Origin of the sequence: Sporosarcina sp. ZBG7A (assembly GCF_000813425.1) — a bacterium.
Lineage (GTDB): Bacteria > Bacillota > Bacilli > Bacillales_A > Planococcaceae > Sporosarcina.
The window spans coordinates 1-16,047 of record NZ_JWIB01000045.1; the positions used below are offsets into that span (position 1 = coordinate 1).

The 16,047-nt window shown below is 42.0% G+C and carries 13 protein-coding genes and 1 pseudogene; 1 reads left to right on the forward strand and 13 read right to left on the reverse strand.

What is annotated here, in order from left to right:
- Window positions 1-42: 42 nt before the first annotated feature.
- The 12 genes from RL70_RS14745 to fadH all read right to left on the reverse strand — a co-directional run bounded on the left by RL70_RS14745 (window position 43) and on the right by fadH (window position 14,654).
- On the reverse strand, window positions 43-2,628 hold the full coding sequence (locus RL70_RS14745) for a VWA domain-containing protein (RefSeq protein WP_039044170.1): 2,586 nt from the start codon (window positions 2,626-2,628) through the stop codon (window positions 43-45).
- Entirely contained in the window at window positions 2,612-4,360 is a 1,749-nt protein-coding gene (locus RL70_RS14750) for a BatA and WFA domain-containing protein (protein ID WP_039044171.1), read from the reverse strand. The genes RL70_RS14745 and RL70_RS14750 overlap by 17 nt, the downstream gene beginning before the upstream one ends.
- Window positions 4,361-4,375: 15 nt before the next feature.
- Window positions 4,376-5,242 carry a DUF58 domain-containing protein gene (locus RL70_RS14755; RefSeq protein WP_052245997.1) on the reverse strand — a complete coding sequence of 289 codons (867 nt, stop codon included), beginning with the start codon at window positions 5,240-5,242 and terminating at the stop codon, window positions 4,376-4,378.
- Entirely contained in the window at window positions 5,242-6,234 is a 993-nt protein-coding gene (locus RL70_RS14760; protein ID WP_039044172.1) for a MoxR family ATPase, read from the reverse strand. The genes RL70_RS14755 and RL70_RS14760 overlap by 1 nt, the downstream gene beginning before the upstream one ends.
- 24 nt (window positions 6,235-6,258) lie before the next feature.
- The gene (locus tag RL70_RS14765; protein ID WP_039044173.1) at window positions 6,259-7,713 is read right to left on the reverse strand and encodes a hypothetical protein; all 1,455 of its coding nucleotides are present in this window, start codon (window positions 7,711-7,713) and stop codon (window positions 6,259-6,261) included.
- Between the two features lie 14 nt (window positions 7,714-7,727).
- Window positions 7,728-8,576: an ABC transporter permease gene (locus RL70_RS14770; RefSeq protein WP_039044174.1), complete on the reverse strand. Its 849-nt coding sequence runs from the start codon at window positions 8,574-8,576 to the stop codon at window positions 7,728-7,730.
- Window positions 8,557-9,507 (reverse strand): ABC transporter ATP-binding protein, encoded by a 951-nt coding sequence (locus tag RL70_RS14775; protein WP_039044175.1) that lies wholly within the window; start codon window positions 9,505-9,507, stop codon window positions 8,557-8,559. Before RL70_RS14775 ends, RL70_RS14770 begins: the two co-directional genes overlap by 20 nt.
- Window positions 9,504-11,897: a hypothetical protein gene (locus RL70_RS14780; RefSeq protein ID WP_156137987.1), complete on the reverse strand. Its 2,394-nt coding sequence runs from the start codon at window positions 11,895-11,897 to the stop codon at window positions 9,504-9,506. Before RL70_RS14780 ends, RL70_RS14775 begins: the two co-directional genes overlap by 4 nt.
- A 76-nt stretch (window positions 11,898-11,973) precedes the next feature.
- Window positions 11,974-12,867, reverse strand: coding sequence for a LysR family transcriptional regulator (locus tag RL70_RS14785; RefSeq protein ID WP_039044177.1), 894 nt, complete (start codon window positions 12,865-12,867; stop codon window positions 11,974-11,976).
- Window positions 12,868-12,996: 129 nt separating this feature from the next.
- A complete protein-coding gene (gene cbpB, locus RL70_RS14790; protein ID WP_039044178.1) occupies window positions 12,997-13,437 on the reverse strand; it encodes a cyclic-di-AMP-binding protein CbpB in 441 nt (146 codons plus the stop codon).
- Between the two features lie 136 nt (window positions 13,438-13,573).
- Entirely contained in the window at window positions 13,574-13,816 is a 243-nt protein-coding gene (locus RL70_RS14795) for a hypothetical protein (RefSeq protein WP_039044179.1), read from the reverse strand.
- A 79-nt stretch (window positions 13,817-13,895) separates the two neighbouring features.
- Window positions 13,896-14,654: a 2,4-dienoyl-CoA reductase gene (gene fadH, locus RL70_RS14800; RefSeq protein WP_039044180.1), complete on the reverse strand. Its 759-nt coding sequence runs from the start codon at window positions 14,652-14,654 to the stop codon at window positions 13,896-13,898.
- A gap of 210 nt (window positions 14,655-14,864) precedes the next feature.
- Between fadH and RL70_RS17655 the strand changes: the two genes are divergently transcribed.
- Window positions 14,865-15,335 carry a YkyB family protein gene (locus RL70_RS17655; RefSeq protein WP_039044181.1) on the forward strand — a complete coding sequence of 157 codons (471 nt, stop codon included), beginning with the start codon at window positions 14,865-14,867 and terminating at the stop codon, window positions 15,333-15,335.
- Window positions 15,336-15,799: 464 nt separating this feature from the next.
- On the opposite strand, the pseudogene RL70_RS18245 reads toward RL70_RS17655, so the two are convergent.
- A pseudogene (locus RL70_RS18245) lies at window positions 15,800-16,006 on the reverse strand (IS5/IS1182 family transposase); the annotation flags it as partial.
- Window positions 16,007-16,047 lie beyond the last annotated feature (41 nt).

The following is a 16,047-nucleotide window of genomic DNA, read 5'->3' on the forward strand; positions in this document are numbered from 1 at the left end:
AAATCACTATGTCAGTCTAGGCTTTGGGTTTTTTGTATGACTCTATCGCTTCCGCTTTTGTTTTAGCAGTTCAGTAACACTCGTCTGACCTGTTGAGTCTATTTCTTCAATGGGAGTTTTCTTTCTCAACACGGGCACAAATCTACTGAAACGGCGCAATGTGATATCTGCAAAGAATAGGAGTAAAGATCCTAATAAGAGCCAAGTTGTAATGGATTTGCGCTCTTCACCACGATAAGGAAGTGACCGAAATGCCTCACTAGGATTTTCCAAAACACGTCCACCTGTTTCTTTAGTGATTGCCGCTAACAAGTCTTCGTTCGGTGCTTTCGGTCTATACTCTTCACTGTAAGGAATCGTCACACCTGTCTCAAATAATCGATTTTGATCGTCTGTTACACTGAGATAAACAAGACCAGGTGTCGAATTGAGTGAGATACTTACTTTACCAGGTGCCGTCTGATCTTCAATTACTTCTATTTCCTCGCCTGCCTCTGTCACCGCAGTCACTTCAAGAAATGCCGCTTCTCCACTCGTATCTGTAATGGTGAATTCCCCACCAGCGCCTTGTGTCAGTACGTAAGGTGCTGAACTATAAGAAGGTAAAATTCTTCTCATTGCCGTATTCCAAAACTCGGGATATTCTTCCCACGCAGCTAATTCCCCAGACCATTTACCTGATGAATCCGAAGTGAATGCAACAGTTCGACCAAGCCCGTATTTCCATTCAGCAATGATTGGATCCTCTTTAGGACTAATCGCAGCAACGTCAGCTGTTGGTTTAGCAGTCGTTGCGATGTAGGCATTCATCTGAGGAACTCCGACAGCAAATAACTCATTCCACTCCGGCACGTTTCCAAGCTTCATATAGAAGGGATCATCTTCGATATAAGTCCGGGTCATCGTTATGGTTTCGCGAGACAAAATTGCAGGAACGGTGGATTCATCAGAAACACCATAATAACGTCCACCACCTGCTTCTGCCATCTCCTCTAATAAGGATTCGTCCGCATCAGTACCGATTCCCACTGTGGATAACGTCGTATTGTTATTTTTAGCTTCTTCAATAATGTCGAGATATCCAGCAGGCATCGAAGATTGTCCATCTGTTAAGAGAATGACATGTTTCCGTTGGAGTGACAGGTCTGCTAGATCCTCATATGCTTTTGCTACCGAAGGGAAAATATTAGTCCCCCCTGCAGCAGGTACGGATAAAATCTTCGAGGTCACATCTTCTTTGTCATCAAGCGGTTCTACTGGGACAACTTCCCATATACTGTCGTCAAATGCAGTAAATCCGAACGTGTCTTTTTCTCTAAGTAAATCGACCGACCGTGCTGCAGCTTCCCGCGCAAGGACTAATTTTGAGCCGCTCATACTTCCCGACCGGTCCATGGCGATGACAAGTCCAAGTGAAGGTAGCTCTTCTTTTCCTTTCACTTCCATTTCAACTGGCAATAAAGTTTCAATCGGCGTTTTGAAATAACCACCGAGTCCGAAACTGTTGGCCCCCCCTGTCATCATGAAACCCGTTCCAAAATTTTTCACGGTCTGTTCAATCATAGCCATTTTTTCTTCGCCTACCAAAGTGCCTGGAACATTATCAAAAATGATTGCTTGATAAGGTAAATAGCCTGATATAGTTGAAGGTAGGTCTTTCGCTTGAAGTGTTGTAACGTTCAATGTGTTCTGATCCAACAAACCCGGGATGACCGATGGATCGTCCTCAGTTTCAACTACCAATACGGATGGTTGTCCTTGAACAGTCACAGCCGCGAACATTCGATTATTCTCTAAAAAGTGATCATTTTCAACGACGAGTTTTGCCTCATACTTTACTAATCCTGTATTCACTGCAGGTAACGGGTAGGTGAATTGATTCTTCCCTGGAATCAGTTCTATCCCCTCTTCACCGAGAGGTCGATCGTCTTGATATAAATATAAGGTCCCTGTTGTCCGATCTGATGCATTCACTTCAATGGTCATGAGCTGCTGTTGCCCAGCATAAGCGGTCCTCGGAACATCTAACTTTGTTAAGGCAGCATCTGGGAACACTTGATGGTTCAGCTTCGCAACATCAATCTGCACACGACTATCCGTAAACTTCTGTAGGTAGCTTAATGCATCTCCTCTAGTTTGCAATCCGTCTGAGAGCAAAACTACTCGCGTTGCGGATTCAGGAGAACCAATGGCATTCGCTAGGGAAAGAGCCTTCTCAATATCTGTTTCGCTAGCTTCTTCCAGAGATTCAACCTCAGGTACGCGTACTTGAGCTTTCGTTAACGTAGTGTCCGTCCGGAAATCACCTGCAAATGAATAGAGTCCTACCGCTTGGTCAGCTTTTTTTGAACTAAGACTTTGTTCAATAAAGGTATCCATTTCTTCTGATGTACCTGAGGTTGAAGCTGAACGATCGGCAAGGAACAATATCTGTTCCTCTTCATTGTAGAGGACTAGATATGGTGACACTAGTGCTGCAAAAAGAAATAGAATGGAAGCACTTCGAAGTATAAAAAGAAGTGCTGCTCTAGGTGTTTTCCGCTCTACTGAACGCCATGTGAAAATCATATAGGCAACAATGGGGACTAATAATAGCAACCATAAAGGATGATCAATACGGATATCCACGGCGTCGCTGCACCTCCCATTCTATGAGCAATACCAGTAAGAGTGGCAGAAGAAATGGCCAGATGACTGGTACTGTTTGCTCTTTCTTCACATCTGTTGTTGTCAGCTTTCCGGTTGAATAAGAATCTCCTGTCGCTACACTTTTTTCAGAGGAATCAAGCTGAACAGCTAATAATTTGTCAGTCGTCCCATCTGTTGCTTTATAAATGCCGGGTATTGCTGGAGCCTGTAATGTATTTGCTGACTCTGTAGTGTACAAATAAGAACCGGATAACTCATATATATCTGCAGCTTCCGACATCACGACAGACTTCCGTTGAAGTGGTGTGAATACTCCTAGCGTTTCAGCGTCATCTGACAAAGATTTTACGACACTCCACACGAATAGTGGGAACGTAGGTTGCAACGGCCAGTCCGTTGCTTCCAAGTCTGCAAGTAAGATAATATCTCCACGAGGTGAGCGTTGGATAAGTGGATCTTTACCAACTCTCGCAAGCACTTCGTAGTCTGCAAAAGGGGGATAAATTTCTGCTACATACATGTCTTTTGGAGCTGCAATTGAAAATAATGGATCATTCGTAACCGATACCTCTCCATTTGCTTCAAGCGGCTTGACATTGTCCCGTCCGATTAAAAAAATTGGACGTTTCCCTTTGTCCAGAAAGCTTTCCGAACCCGTTATTCGTAAAATAGATTCTTCATCGAAGTCCTCTCCATTATCGATTGCGACCTCTTCCTGTATGGCTTGTGCAGCTTTTTTCAGTAATTCGTGAAGTGTATCATCCACTACCACTTTCGCACGTTCAGTCGCTAGCAACGCATGACTGCTGTTATCCGCACTATAGTCATCAGTACCAACCAGTTCAACTTGAAGCGCGGAAGCATTCGTCTCAATCTTTTTAAAGGAAATCAATTCTTCACTGCCCGGTTCCCCTTTAAAAGTTTCTTCAGCAAGTACTTTTTCAGAGTCAGCTTCTTTTAATTGAATGGCTCCAGGTTGTGTTTTCTCTGTGTCATGTTGCAATTTCACAATTGCTACTACTCCTTCTTCTCGTCGATTAGCTCCAAACCGGACAATGGAATGGTTATTTAATTTTTGATCATTTGTATGTACATGCCAACTCATATTAGTACCTTCATACGCCAATGCCGTCCGTTCCAACGCATCCGTAAAAATGTGAACTTCCGCTCCGTGCTCACTATACATCGACTTCACAAGCTCAATGGAGGTATCCAAATGATTTTGTTCATACTGAACGGATAATCCTTCAATTACCTGGACAGCTGATCGAGAATCACTGTTTTGTATCGCGATCTCTGGTTCCTTCCCTGAAATGACGATAGAAACAGGTCGTCCTTCCGCTGATTCCAGTAAGTTCTTCATCTCTACTTGATTCATCTCAAAGAGTGTGGAATCTTTTGGCGTTGCTAGCATCGTTGCAGAACTATCGACGATGAAAACGAGGGGGATGCCTTCAGTTTGAGTTTGCTTGATGGATGGTACAAGGAGCATCCATACAAATAACAGAAGCGCTAACAATTGTAAGTAAAATAGAGCATTGCGTTGTAAATTACGTATGAATGGTGATACGTTCTCTTCTCGGCGATCTTCATCCCAAAATAGTGTAGATGAGATTGTTTTCGGTTCAAAACGTTTTCTGAATAAATAATAGATGACTACTGTTAGTGGAAATACCAGTGTCCACAAGTTCGTCAAGTTAGCAAATCCCATCCACACCCCTCCTCTCTAGCGTATCCAACCTTGTCTACGCATTTGAATCGTAAATACATCTTCAGGTCCTGTTTGAGGTGTTATCATTAGAACGCCGATTCCGTATTTCGCTGCACTATCCATCATACGTAGTTGATGTTTCTTCTGCTGAAGCAAATACGCGTTTTCCATTGAGGGCATCATCGTCACTTCTGAAATCTTCTCACTTTCACTGTCAATGAATCGGATGTCTCCCTGATAGGTAGGCGCAAGCTCTGATTTCGAACGGATCGCAATTACGCGCACATCCCGACATCTCGTTGAAAGCTGTTTAAACAGCAGGTTAAGTTGTTCATTTGGTTCCAATGCATCTGTGACTACAAATAACAAAGTCGTTCCTTTGGGGATAGTGTGGATTCCTTCCAATACACCAGTTGTTTCCGAAGGTTGTTCAAAGCGACTAATATAGGTCATCCAAGAACCTGCCTGACGCGCACCTTTACGTGTAAATAATTGCTTTTTACCGCTCACCATTCGACTGATGGATACCGTATCACTATTCTTCAATGCGATTTGCCCGAGTCCAATCGATATTTGTTGTGCAAACTTCCACTTGTCTTCAAAGTTCATGGACTTGCTCGTATCTAGTACTATATGGACACGCATTTCCTGTTCATCTAAAAACTGTTTGATGAAATAAGAGTCAGTTCGAGCGTACACGTTCCAGTCGATATGACGGATGTCATCGCCAGGATGGTATTCCTTAAAATCCGAGAACTCCAATGAGGCACCCGTTTTTTTAGATACATGGCTCCCTTTGTGATGACCAAGCCGCCCACCATGCTGCACAAATGAGAGTCTACCGAGACGCGCGGATAAGCTCGATGGAAAGAAAGAAGTCATTAACCGACTGCCTCCCTCCGCATGCTCGCAAGCACCCGATCAAGGAATGTCTCATTTGTAATCCCTTCTGCTTCTGCTTCATAGTTCAACTGAATACGGTGAAGAAGAGCAGGTTTCGCAACCGCTCGGATATCACCGATGGATACGTGAACACGACCCGACAGAAAGGCTCTAGCTTTTGCAAGACGGATAATTGCTTGCAATCCACGGGGGCCACTTCCGAACTGGATGTATTGGGACCATTCATCCGCCTCTTCTGCTTCAGCATGAGTCATTGAAATGAGTTGAATCGCATAGTCAATCATTTCTTCAGCAATAACGATTTCACGGACAAGCTGTTGTGCTTGGAGTAATTCCTCCCTGCTGATCACCTTCTGTATTGAAATGATAGTAGTTCCAGTCGTACGTTTTACGATTTCTTTCAATTCGCTTGCAGATGGATGAAGTAAATTGATTTTACATAGAAAGCGGTCCAACTGTGCCTCTGGTAAAGGATACGTACCTTCCATATCGATTGGATTTTGTGTAGCGAGTACAAAAAACGGCTTTTCCATAGGATATGTGTTTCCTAAAACAGTAACTGTTTTTTCTCCCATTGCTTCAAGCAATGCACTTTGGGTTTTAGGAGTGGCACGGTTGATTTCATCCGCCAGTACAAGCTGGCTGAATAATGGTCCCTCGTTAAATGTGAATTTCTGGCGTCCTTCCCCATCCCGTTCCAGTAAGGTGGTACCTGTAATATCTGATGGCATTAGGTCAGGGGTGAATTGGATACGTTTAAAGGAGAGATCCAGTGCTTCACTAATCGTACGAATCAGCATTGTTTTACCTAGCCCAGGTGCTCCTTCAAGAAGGGCATGCCCATCAGCAAGAATAGAAAGAAGCGTGTATTCAATTGCTTGTTCCTGTCCCACGATGAATTTTTCAATTTCAGTTCGGACATCACTCATTTTCTGACTCATTTCTTCAAACGGTTGTAGTAAATCGCTCATAGCAAGTGCTCCTTCCATGTTGAATTATTCAATGGATGAAAAATAATCAGTTAAGATTTTTTCAAGTTCGGGAGATAAAGGCAGCTGTTCTGTCCGCTTTAAATAAGCATCTTTATATTGACCTACAACTTCCTCATAAGGTCGAATTGTTCCCCGTTCATTGGCGGTCTGTTTATCCTTGGATTCGATCGTCTTGCCGCTTCCGAGCTTTCCTCCGTCTTGATTTACATCAGAAGCGTTTCCAAACCGATTTTCAGGAATGGATAGCAAGTTTCTACCGCCTTGACCCGTTCCTTGGCCCTTTCCTTGCCCCTGTCCTTGGCCTTGGCCCTGACCTTGGCCTTGACCTTGGCCTTGTCCTTGTCCCTGACCTTGTCCCTGTCCCTGCCCTTGGCCCTGACCCTGACCTTGGCCTTGACCTTGACCTTGACCTTGACCTTGACCCTGACCTTGACTCTGTCCTTGACTACCTGGTTGTTTGTTTGTTCCAGACGAAGGCTTACCTGAAGCTGGATTTTGTCCTCCAGTTGTTGAGTTTTTTCCGCCATTGGAAGAAGGTGACGATCCAGATTCTTGTCCGCCTGCACTTGACTGCCCCGCCGCCAGTTGTGGAATCGATGGAGCTTTTCCAATACTTGCTAAATCTTGATATGCTTTGTCCGCTTGTTGAGTAAGAGGGCCGGCCAACTTTTCCAACTCTGCCAACTGCTGCTTTTCTTCAGGTGACAATCCTTCTTTACTAGTACCACCCTGTTGGCTCCTCTTCTTTTCAAGCAACTGCATTTGTTGCAATTTCAACTCTTTTTGGGTTTTCACGAACTTTTTCAATGCTTTTTCGGATCCTTCTGCTTTCTTTAAATCCGTTGCGAGCTGTTCTAGCTTCTTTTTCACAGCAGGTGTTGTCGAACGTGTTAGCTGTTTCTTCGTTTCTTTTACAAGGTCGTTCACGATTTCTTTTTCTTTCACGATTGTTTGTGCTTCTTGTTGCGCGGGAGAGGGTACTAGCAAAAGTGCAGTCAATACCATAGCTGCTCCAATCCCAGACATAATTATTTTCCATTCTGCTGCTTTCTTTTTCCTCGCAGCAAACAAACTCTCTGCAGGCGGGAGTCTCATTCCGACGCGTTCCAGCAATATATCCCCAAATGCAGAAGCTTGAATCTCTTGATCTAAAACAGTCAATAATAGGTTGTCGGGTAAATAACGATCTAATGTACGGACTGCAGCCATGCGCTTCACACGATTTTTAATAAACAAGCAGCAGGTAATGATCACTATTAGTAACGCAGCACTCCACGCATACAGAGTGTAATAAGGAAGGACAAACAATCTGGATACAGCAATGACTGTGGCCGCAGCAACTATCGCAATTGCGATTCCACGTACAAAGAAAACAATCGCTTGTTCAAGTAATAAACTTCTTCTAACTTTCGTAATTGCCCGCTCAATCATTTCCTTATACCCAGACTGATTAGCCATATTTGCTCTCCTCCCTATTTATGTTTTTTCATGTTTACTCTCAATCGTTTTGTCGCAATCCAGATGGATCCAATCGTTATCACTCCATAAAAAAGTAAATAACCAATCCACAATGGAAATGTTACTTGCGTCATCTCTTGAACACTCATTCCAAGCTCTGGCGCTAGCAAGGAAGCGAAAAAGATTTCAGGATTTATGGATGCTAGGAAATGACCTACGTAAGTTTTGGATGGCGTCATACCCATAGTCCCAAACTGTTTCACCTGTATGATAATGAGAAACAAAAATGGAATGACTGCTGTGAAAAACAACATACTCCCATACGTTACAATCATTGAAACCGTAGTTCTGCGTATCAACGTTGAAAACAAAACACCAAGACTCCCAATTGCAAGCAATGTCACAAATAAAAAGAACAGTGATTTTACAAACAACACAGGGGAAATTCCACCGAACAAAAACACCATACTATATACAGGTAACCCAGCAATGATGAGTAACAATAAAAACAAGACAGACGACAACAGCTTTCCTGTAACGATTTGGAACGAACTTTGGGAAGTCGTTAACAGCATGGGTAACGTCTGCCTTTCACGTTCCCCACTAATAGTTCCAGCCGTCAAACCAGGAGTTATGAAAAGGACTAGCCCCAATTGGATAAATGTTAAAAATGTAAATAGAATGACACTTTCAGACGGCTTAAAATAGGCAGTACCCGCGAGACTAGTCGTAGTGTAGATAAATCCAAAAACAAAGATACACATGGCTAGCAAATAGAACAGGACTCCTGTAAAGCTTTTGGAGCTTCGGAACCGGAGCTTTACTTCTTTAGCGAGAACAGGATTATTTAGTCTGCTTTTCAATAAGCTCTACTCCCTTCGTAATCTCCATGAACACATCTTCCAGGTCAACAGAGTTTTCTGTAAATGATACGATATGAATTCCTGATAGCACAGCTTCTTTCAGCAAATGAAACTGCTGCTCATCGTCCCCTTTGAATGTGAACGACAGCACACCTTCATGTATATCATGAGAAATTGCGGAAACAAACGGACTTTCTTCAAAAAATGCTACTGCAGAACCACTATCCCCTGAAATTCGGGTCGTAATTGTTTTATCCCCTAGAAGCTTGGCCTGGATTTCCGAAACCGATCCATGTGCAATCAGTTTGCCGTTATCAATTACTCCAATTTCATCACACATTTCCGCGAGTTCGGGTAAAATATGAGACGAGATTAGAATCGTCTTCCCTAAACTTTTCAGTGAACGTAGAATGTCTCGCATTTCTACACGCGCTCTAGGATCGAGCCCAGATGCAGGTTCATCTAAAATAAGAACTTTCGGATCATGAATGAGACTTCTCGCCAGACAGAGTCTTTGCTTCATCCCTCTGGAAAGAGAGTCTACATATGCATTTCGTTTGTCCGTTAAGTTGACGAGTTCCAGTAGTTCCGTAATCAGTTGATTTCTTTTTTCCACTGGAATCCCATAGCTAGCCCCATAGAAATCTAAATACTCATGCGCTTTCAACTGATCGTATATTCCGAAAAAATCTGGCATGTAGCCAATGAGTTTCCGGATTTCTTCGGGCTTCTTTGTAACGTCTACTCCATTAATTGTTACAGACCCCGAAGTAGGCTGTAAGAGCGTAGCTAAAATGAGAAATGTTGTGGACTTTCCCGCACCATTCGCCCCAACAAACCCAAAAACAGTTCCCTCTTTGAGTGACAATGTCAACTCATCCAACGCTTTAAATTGCCCATATTTTTTTGTTAGCTTGGAGATTTCTATCATTTTTTAACCTCCCCTGTCAAACGGAGTTCCGGTGGATGAGAAGATTCTCCCATTTGCGAATTATTGAAGTTTAACTTGATTGTTAAGTTTCCATCCTTCGATACATAATCACTTGCAGGTTCCACTGTTATCGACGATTTTCCTTCCAATACTTCATAACTCCCTGTTTTCACATTGAGAATGCTTACTTCATAACGATTAAGATCCACGCCAAACAGCTGAATCTTCGTCCAGTTGTCCACCTTCTGAGAAAAGTCGTTCGGTAGTTGCCACTTCTGACTATATTCGTTTTCGGAAAAGATGTACTCTTTGTTTACTTCATCTACTAAATCTGCAGAATTCCCAGTGGATGAGAGTAATTCCATTTCCATTAAATCACTGTCCACAGTTACAGTTCCGGACAATTTAGTTTTAATATCAATTGGCTGAAGTAACATAGAAATTGGTGAGTTTTCAGCTTTTCGTTCTGTTAGTGAAAGTTCCATAATTTGAGTATCTGTAGTTGCTGATAAGATTGGTTTAGATGACTCATTCATATGAGTAGACGAAAAGTTCAAGAGACCTTCTTTTCTCATTTTTATCAAATCATCCTGATTGTTTGCTACAGGGTTCATATATCCATAACTAGAGGAACTCCGTGGTCCAAGTACATTCACTTTCACATCTTCTTGGACCTTTAAAGATTCTCCAGCCATTATCGAACCCAGTTTAATTGTTTTACTTCCAGATAAAATCGAAACGTCCTTCACAGAAAACGGAAAATTATTCGTAATTGTTCCCGTCAATTTTTTATCTTCAAGCTCTAAATTAGTATCAAAATTACCCACATCTCCAAGTTCTGTTTTCCCATAAATAGATGCGACATTCCAAAACCCCAGATTTCTGAACGATAAAACTTCTTCAGTCGCGCCCTTTTCTAAAATAGCGTGATCATGGGATGGTAGACTAGTTCCAAATATCGAATTTGCCGATGAATTTGTAGTGACTGTACTCGGTTTCTGCATTGAAAAAGTGAAGTTCCCTGATTTATCCGTTAGTAGGGATTCAGCGTAATATCCCGATAATCTATTGTCCCGTTCCACAAGATAGACAGCGGAATGTTGAAGCTGTGCATTACCTAAACGATCCTTACCTCCATAAGCAAAAATCGCAAAAGAGACGACCACTGCGACAACAGGAATGATCCACCAAGCATGCTCTCTCTTATCTCTTTTTCGCAAAAGGAAATATAGTAGAGGAATAATTAAAATGATATACACAATGATAATGCCGAACAATAACGGCGTTGATACTTTAAAAGAAGGAAAAAGTTCGTTTGTTGCCCCGACAGTAAACATCAGATCATCCGTCGGAGGAGTGTAATACATTTGAGAAGGTCGTTGTTTCAACAGTTGGTTACTCTTGTTCAATAGATCCGTCCAAAATGCTTTCACACCTGTGGAGGATCTGAATGATTCGTTACCGATTGAAAAGGTTGTCTGGAGAACCATTCCAGAGCCAACAAGTTGAGAGGCTGCTAGAATAGTATCATCCTGCTGTAATAGAATGGCTGCGTCAGGTGATTTCTTCGCTGAAAACCCTGGTACAGGATCCTTGAATTTGTCATTGAATAAAGCTGGGGCAAACTCTTTACTTTCTTTAATCTCAAGGGGTAACAGTGAACTGAATACTCCTGCTTCAGCCGATACGTTCTGAGATCCTCCGATTAGTAAAGTCCCTCCTGCTTTTACCCATTCCAACATGGCATCTTGCTGTTTTGGAGAAAGATCTGCGATGGAAAAACCATCGACAGCAATAATATCTACTGCATCCCATCCGCCTTGTTCAGCAGGTAAAGGAGGTTGGTCTGCTTTTGTTAAGTTCAGAAGTTGAGTACCTTCTTGGTTTTTTAAATATAAATCTTTCAAAGAAGATAACCGATCAATATTATCCGCTAGTCCTGCAATGAATAAAACTTGCTCAGGAAATGTTGTAGATTTAATGAGTTGCGTTCCGGAGTGCGTGATTTCATCACCTGATCTCCAACCATTTTCATAGAAATAAATATTTTTCTTAATGGGATTTCCATACATTGTTGGATCTTGAATGGAGTCAACAGTCATCGTTACAGTCTGCTTCTCTCCTTCTCCAATATTCACTGCAATAGATTGACCAACTCCGCCCGTTTGACTTGTAGTATTGACTATCAAGTCTCCGGCAAAGGCAGTTCCTTTGTTTTCAATCGTGAAAACTATAGGTGCACCTTTTCCATCCTTAGTTTTTTGGTCTAGACCAGTTTGAACGGACACATGCAAGTCAGGTGCAGCAAATGCTTTTGTCATCGGCCATAGAATAATGATTCCGACTAGAACTACTAACATAGTAAATGGCTTCCATAACGACTTTTTCAAATAGCCCGCCTCACTTTCTGAATTATTTTTCTACTCGTATCGATAATTAGTACGTTTTACTTGCTAGAAAGTTCCATCATTCAAGTAAACTAGAATCATTTTTCAATTGAAGTGCATGGGCTTCTATCACCTTTGAAAAAGCTTCTACTTGTTTCAACTCAAAACTAGATTGGTAACCAATTAAGTAGGTGTCTCTCGTCAATTCAAATTCCGCTTCACTATTCAACAATGGAATTTTATTCACTTGCTCATCTCCACGTAAAGTGATTGAAGGCAATATCGCATACCCAATACCATTTAAAACGAGTTGTCGACATGTTTCCATCTGGTCCACTGTTAATTGTCTACCTGGATTTTTCGAAAAATGTTTTTGCCACCATTGTTGAATTTCCGTATAATAATTTGAATCACTTTTAAATTGAATATATGGGCGTTCTGTATCTTTCAATTGCTCTAGTGAAGTGATTTCTTTATCCACTAAATACAACTGATCCCGGAACAAATAGGTACGTCTGCTGTTCCACTCTACTTCCCCTCTGACAATTCCAACGTGGGCTTCCCCTTCATATAGTGCCTTCAATATTTCCGACGTCCAACCAGTCATCAGTGAAATTTTAGCGTCTGGATATTGCTTCACATAATCTTTAAGTACTTCTGGAAGCCACGTCTGTCCAACGATGGATGCACATGCGATTTTTAGTGTTCCATGCACTCTGTCTGCAAGCCCGGCAATTTGTTCGATGGTTTCTTCTTTCCTCTGGACGGTTTCTTTCGCAAACTCAATGACGAGTTCTCCTGCAGCTGTTGGGACAAGCCCTTTTTGCGATCTTACAAATAATTTAGCTCCCCAAGCTTTTTCAATGGACTGGAGCCTTTGAGAAAGCGCCGGTTGTGAGATGAATAACCGGTCTGCTGCTTTTCTCATATTCCCTTCTTCCGCTAAGACTTTCATGATTTCAGTTGTATTCATATAGTTGTTCAACATCCTTTTCAAGAAGCTATCGCTTCGTAACTAATTTCTTATCATTCTATCTAAAAAAGAAGAGGCTCTTTGGTAAGAGCCTCTTCTTTTCTGTAGATAACTATCTGCGCGCACAATTTATCTTGAGCTATATATATACTTCTTAAACTGTTTAAGCATCACACGGCGCGTTAAAATTCCAGCAAAGGTCCCCTCTTCATCCGTCACGCATAAGAACGTGTGGTCAATGAGTAAATCCAATCCCTTTTGAAAGCGGTCTGTCGTCCTGATCATCGGTAGATCGGTTTGCATAATTTCATCCACTTTTAGGTCTGATAGCCGCTCATATTCGATTCTTTCTAACCCTAATATTGCATCTGTAATCATTCCAATGCCTAACAAACCTCTTAATTTATACTTTGCGTCAAGTACAGGAATTGCTGAATACCCCGTCTTTGTAAGTACGAGTAATGCGTGCTCTGCATTATTTCCAACCTGCACATGTGCAACTTTCTCAGAAGAAATTAGATAGTCGGATATTGGCATGACTAAAAAGTCACTATTATTCAAAGCAACCAATTTAAATCGCTCCTCCAGCAGCAATTTACTTCAAGCTAAGCTGCACTTCTACTATATCATAGAGCTCGCTATAAAATGAAGAAGTCCCGGACGATTCGTATAGATATTTTCCATTTTTAACAAAAAAGCCTCTTCCTTATGAGAAAGAGGCCCAGTAGTAAAATATAACGATTACACTAAATAGAGCAGCTACGAGAATCACCCACAAAATGGGATTCAACGTGAAGGGGTGGTCTTCAATCGGCTCCGCCACACTTCGATCCTGTCTGTTGAGCACACCATCTGGATTATAATGAGGCTTTTTACGAACCGCCAACACTCCAATGATGACCATTACTGCAACGACAACACCAATTGGAATTGCCCAAATATCAAACAATTTCTTCCCTCCTCAACAGGCCACTATTTTTTTCTGCTACCTGTTGGATTAGAATGTGCATCTTGAGGTAAACTATCCATCAAAAAGGATATTGGTTCAGCCACTGACCGCCATCTAATGTCACGATTTCTCCGTTCATGTAGGAAGCTTTGTCAGACATGATGAAGGCAGCGAGTTCAGCGATTTCTTCGGGCTTACCTACACGTCCAAGTGGTACGGATTGAATCGTTCGCTGCGCTGCTTTCTCTGATTGGAATAACTTTTCCGCTCCTCCTGTACGCTCAATAGGACCAGGTGCGATTCCGTTAACACGCACACCATATTTCCTTCCCCATTCAACAGCAAGCGTTCTTGTTAGAGACATGACACCTGCTTTCGCTGCAGCAGAATGAACTACCCCTGGACCTGCATCCCATGCATACGTTGCCAACATATTTAATATTGCACCTTTTTGTCCTTTTTCTTTCCAGTAATTCATCACTGCACTTGAACAGTAGAAAGTTCCATTCAAAACAATATCGATCACTGACTTCCATCCGTTCGGAGATAGATCTTCTGCTTGTACGATGAAATTCCCGGCGGCATTATTGACAAGACCATCAATTTTCCCAAATGTCTTGTCTGCATAGTGTATAAGTGCTTCGATTGTTTCAATCTCGCGTACGTCCATTTGAAAAGTATAAGCATTTTCGCCAATTTCCTCTTTGGCAGCATTCAACTTTTCCAAGTCTCTTCCCGTTATAATGACATTTGCCCCGTCTTGAGCAAATTTCTTTGCCATGTATTTCCCCATCCCGTTTGACCCGCCTGTAACGATAATAACCTTTTTCTCGTCCATTCTTACATCCCCCTCATAAAATGAATGAATACTCATTCAAATTGTACCACAACTCTGATTATTTTTCATCCGCTCCTCATTCTACTTTTTCTTGAAGAACCTGTCGCCAAAAGTTTAAAAGACTTTGTCGCTTTTTGTGTACTTATTTCTATTTTACTAGTACAATACTGTCAAATTGATGTTTCTAAAATTAGATGGGAGGTCTATATATTGGCAGACGCCAATTCACTGCGGGAACTAGCCGTAGCAATCTATACCGTTAACCGGCATGCAAAAACAGCTCCGGATAATCGTCCACTTTACCAATTGAAGAAAGTAGCAATCGCTAAACTTCTTGAAACAGGTGGCGCCGAAAAAGTTGGGTTACATTTTGTAGAAAATCCAAAATACAGCAAACAGCATTCCACTGTCCTCGTACGTTGTGGGGAATTCCTCTTTCACACTCTCCCTGAAAAAGATGACTTCGCACAGTTGCCACATCTAGGTGAGCAAGATTTGGAGTTTAGGAATCCTCAAGAGCGAATGAGTTTAAAGACCGCTCGTGATATGCTCACCAATTTTACGGGCATTCTGCAAGAGAGCGCACCGACACCTTCAGTTAAAAAACCTCAACAGAAAAAAACTAGACGGGTTTCAAATACAGAGGTTTTCCGTTCTTCCTATTTAGATGGAAAAAGATAAAAGGGACATGCCTAAACGGCGTGTCCCTCAGGCTGTAGACAAAAGGGATGGGAATCGATTTGATTTCCATCCCTTTTGTCTTTTTGCATCGTTGATTCTGAAAATGAAGGATAACAACAGGCCGTTGATCTCCGTTCCGGACGGGCGCTTTCCAGGGGGCTTGCCCTCAGCCTCCTCGTCGCTTTGCTCCTGCGGGGTCTTCGCGCTGCGCTGATCCCCCAGGAGTCGCCGCCCTGCTCTCCAATCAACTGAATGTCCTATGACACATTGACATCATTCAAGCAAAGAATGCAAACGGAGTGCTCCATGTCAAGCTGGTAAGAATAACTAGATGTAGCAGAAGTCTTGAGACTCCGATATGAAACCAAAGAATTCTATGAAAATGTAAAGAGACAGTTGAACTCGTTTTTGTCGATGCTTAGGAGAAGCATGGTATCCGATGGACAACCCTAAGATGCCTTAGAGTATTGAATGAATGACATTTTATTGAAAACAACAGGATCTATGCAAGGTCTCCCAAATAGTGATTATAAATCTCGAACCAATGGAGAAATAAAGGGAAAATAAATTACTACCTCTAATTTACGGAACAGATGGTCTCGCGGAACTAACTGTTAGATTATTAGCAGCTCCATCTGTTCCCGTTCTTTGATTTGATTTTTCATCATCATTTCCATTACTTCATTTGATAATTGGGAGATACTGTTGATTG

Coding starts and splice junctions, on each gene's coding strand:
- RL70_RS14785 (WP_039044177.1), bottom strand. CDS start 12,867: ATGAATACAACTGAAATCATGAAAGTCTTAGCGGAAGAAGGGAATATG.
- RL70_RS14775 (WP_039044175.1), bottom strand. CDS start 9,507: ATGATAGAAATCTCCAAGCTAACAAAAAAATATGGGCAATTTAAAGCG.
- RL70_RS14760 (WP_039044172.1), bottom strand. CDS start 6,234: ATGAGCGATTTACTACAACCGTTTGAAGAAATGAGTCAGAAAATGAGT.
- RL70_RS14765 (WP_039044173.1), bottom strand. CDS start 7,713: ATGGCTAATCAGTCTGGGTATAAGGAAATGATTGAGCGGGCAATTACG.
- RL70_RS14750 (WP_039044171.1), bottom strand. CDS start 4,360: ATGGGATTTGCTAACTTGACGAACTTGTGGACACTGGTATTTCCACTA.
- RL70_RS14755 (WP_052245997.1), bottom strand. CDS start 5,242: ATGACTTCTTTCTTTCCATCGAGCTTATCCGCGCGTCTCGGTAGACTC.
- fadH (WP_039044180.1), bottom strand. CDS start 14,654: ATGGACGAGAAAAAGGTTATTATCGTTACAGGCGGGTCAAACGGGATG.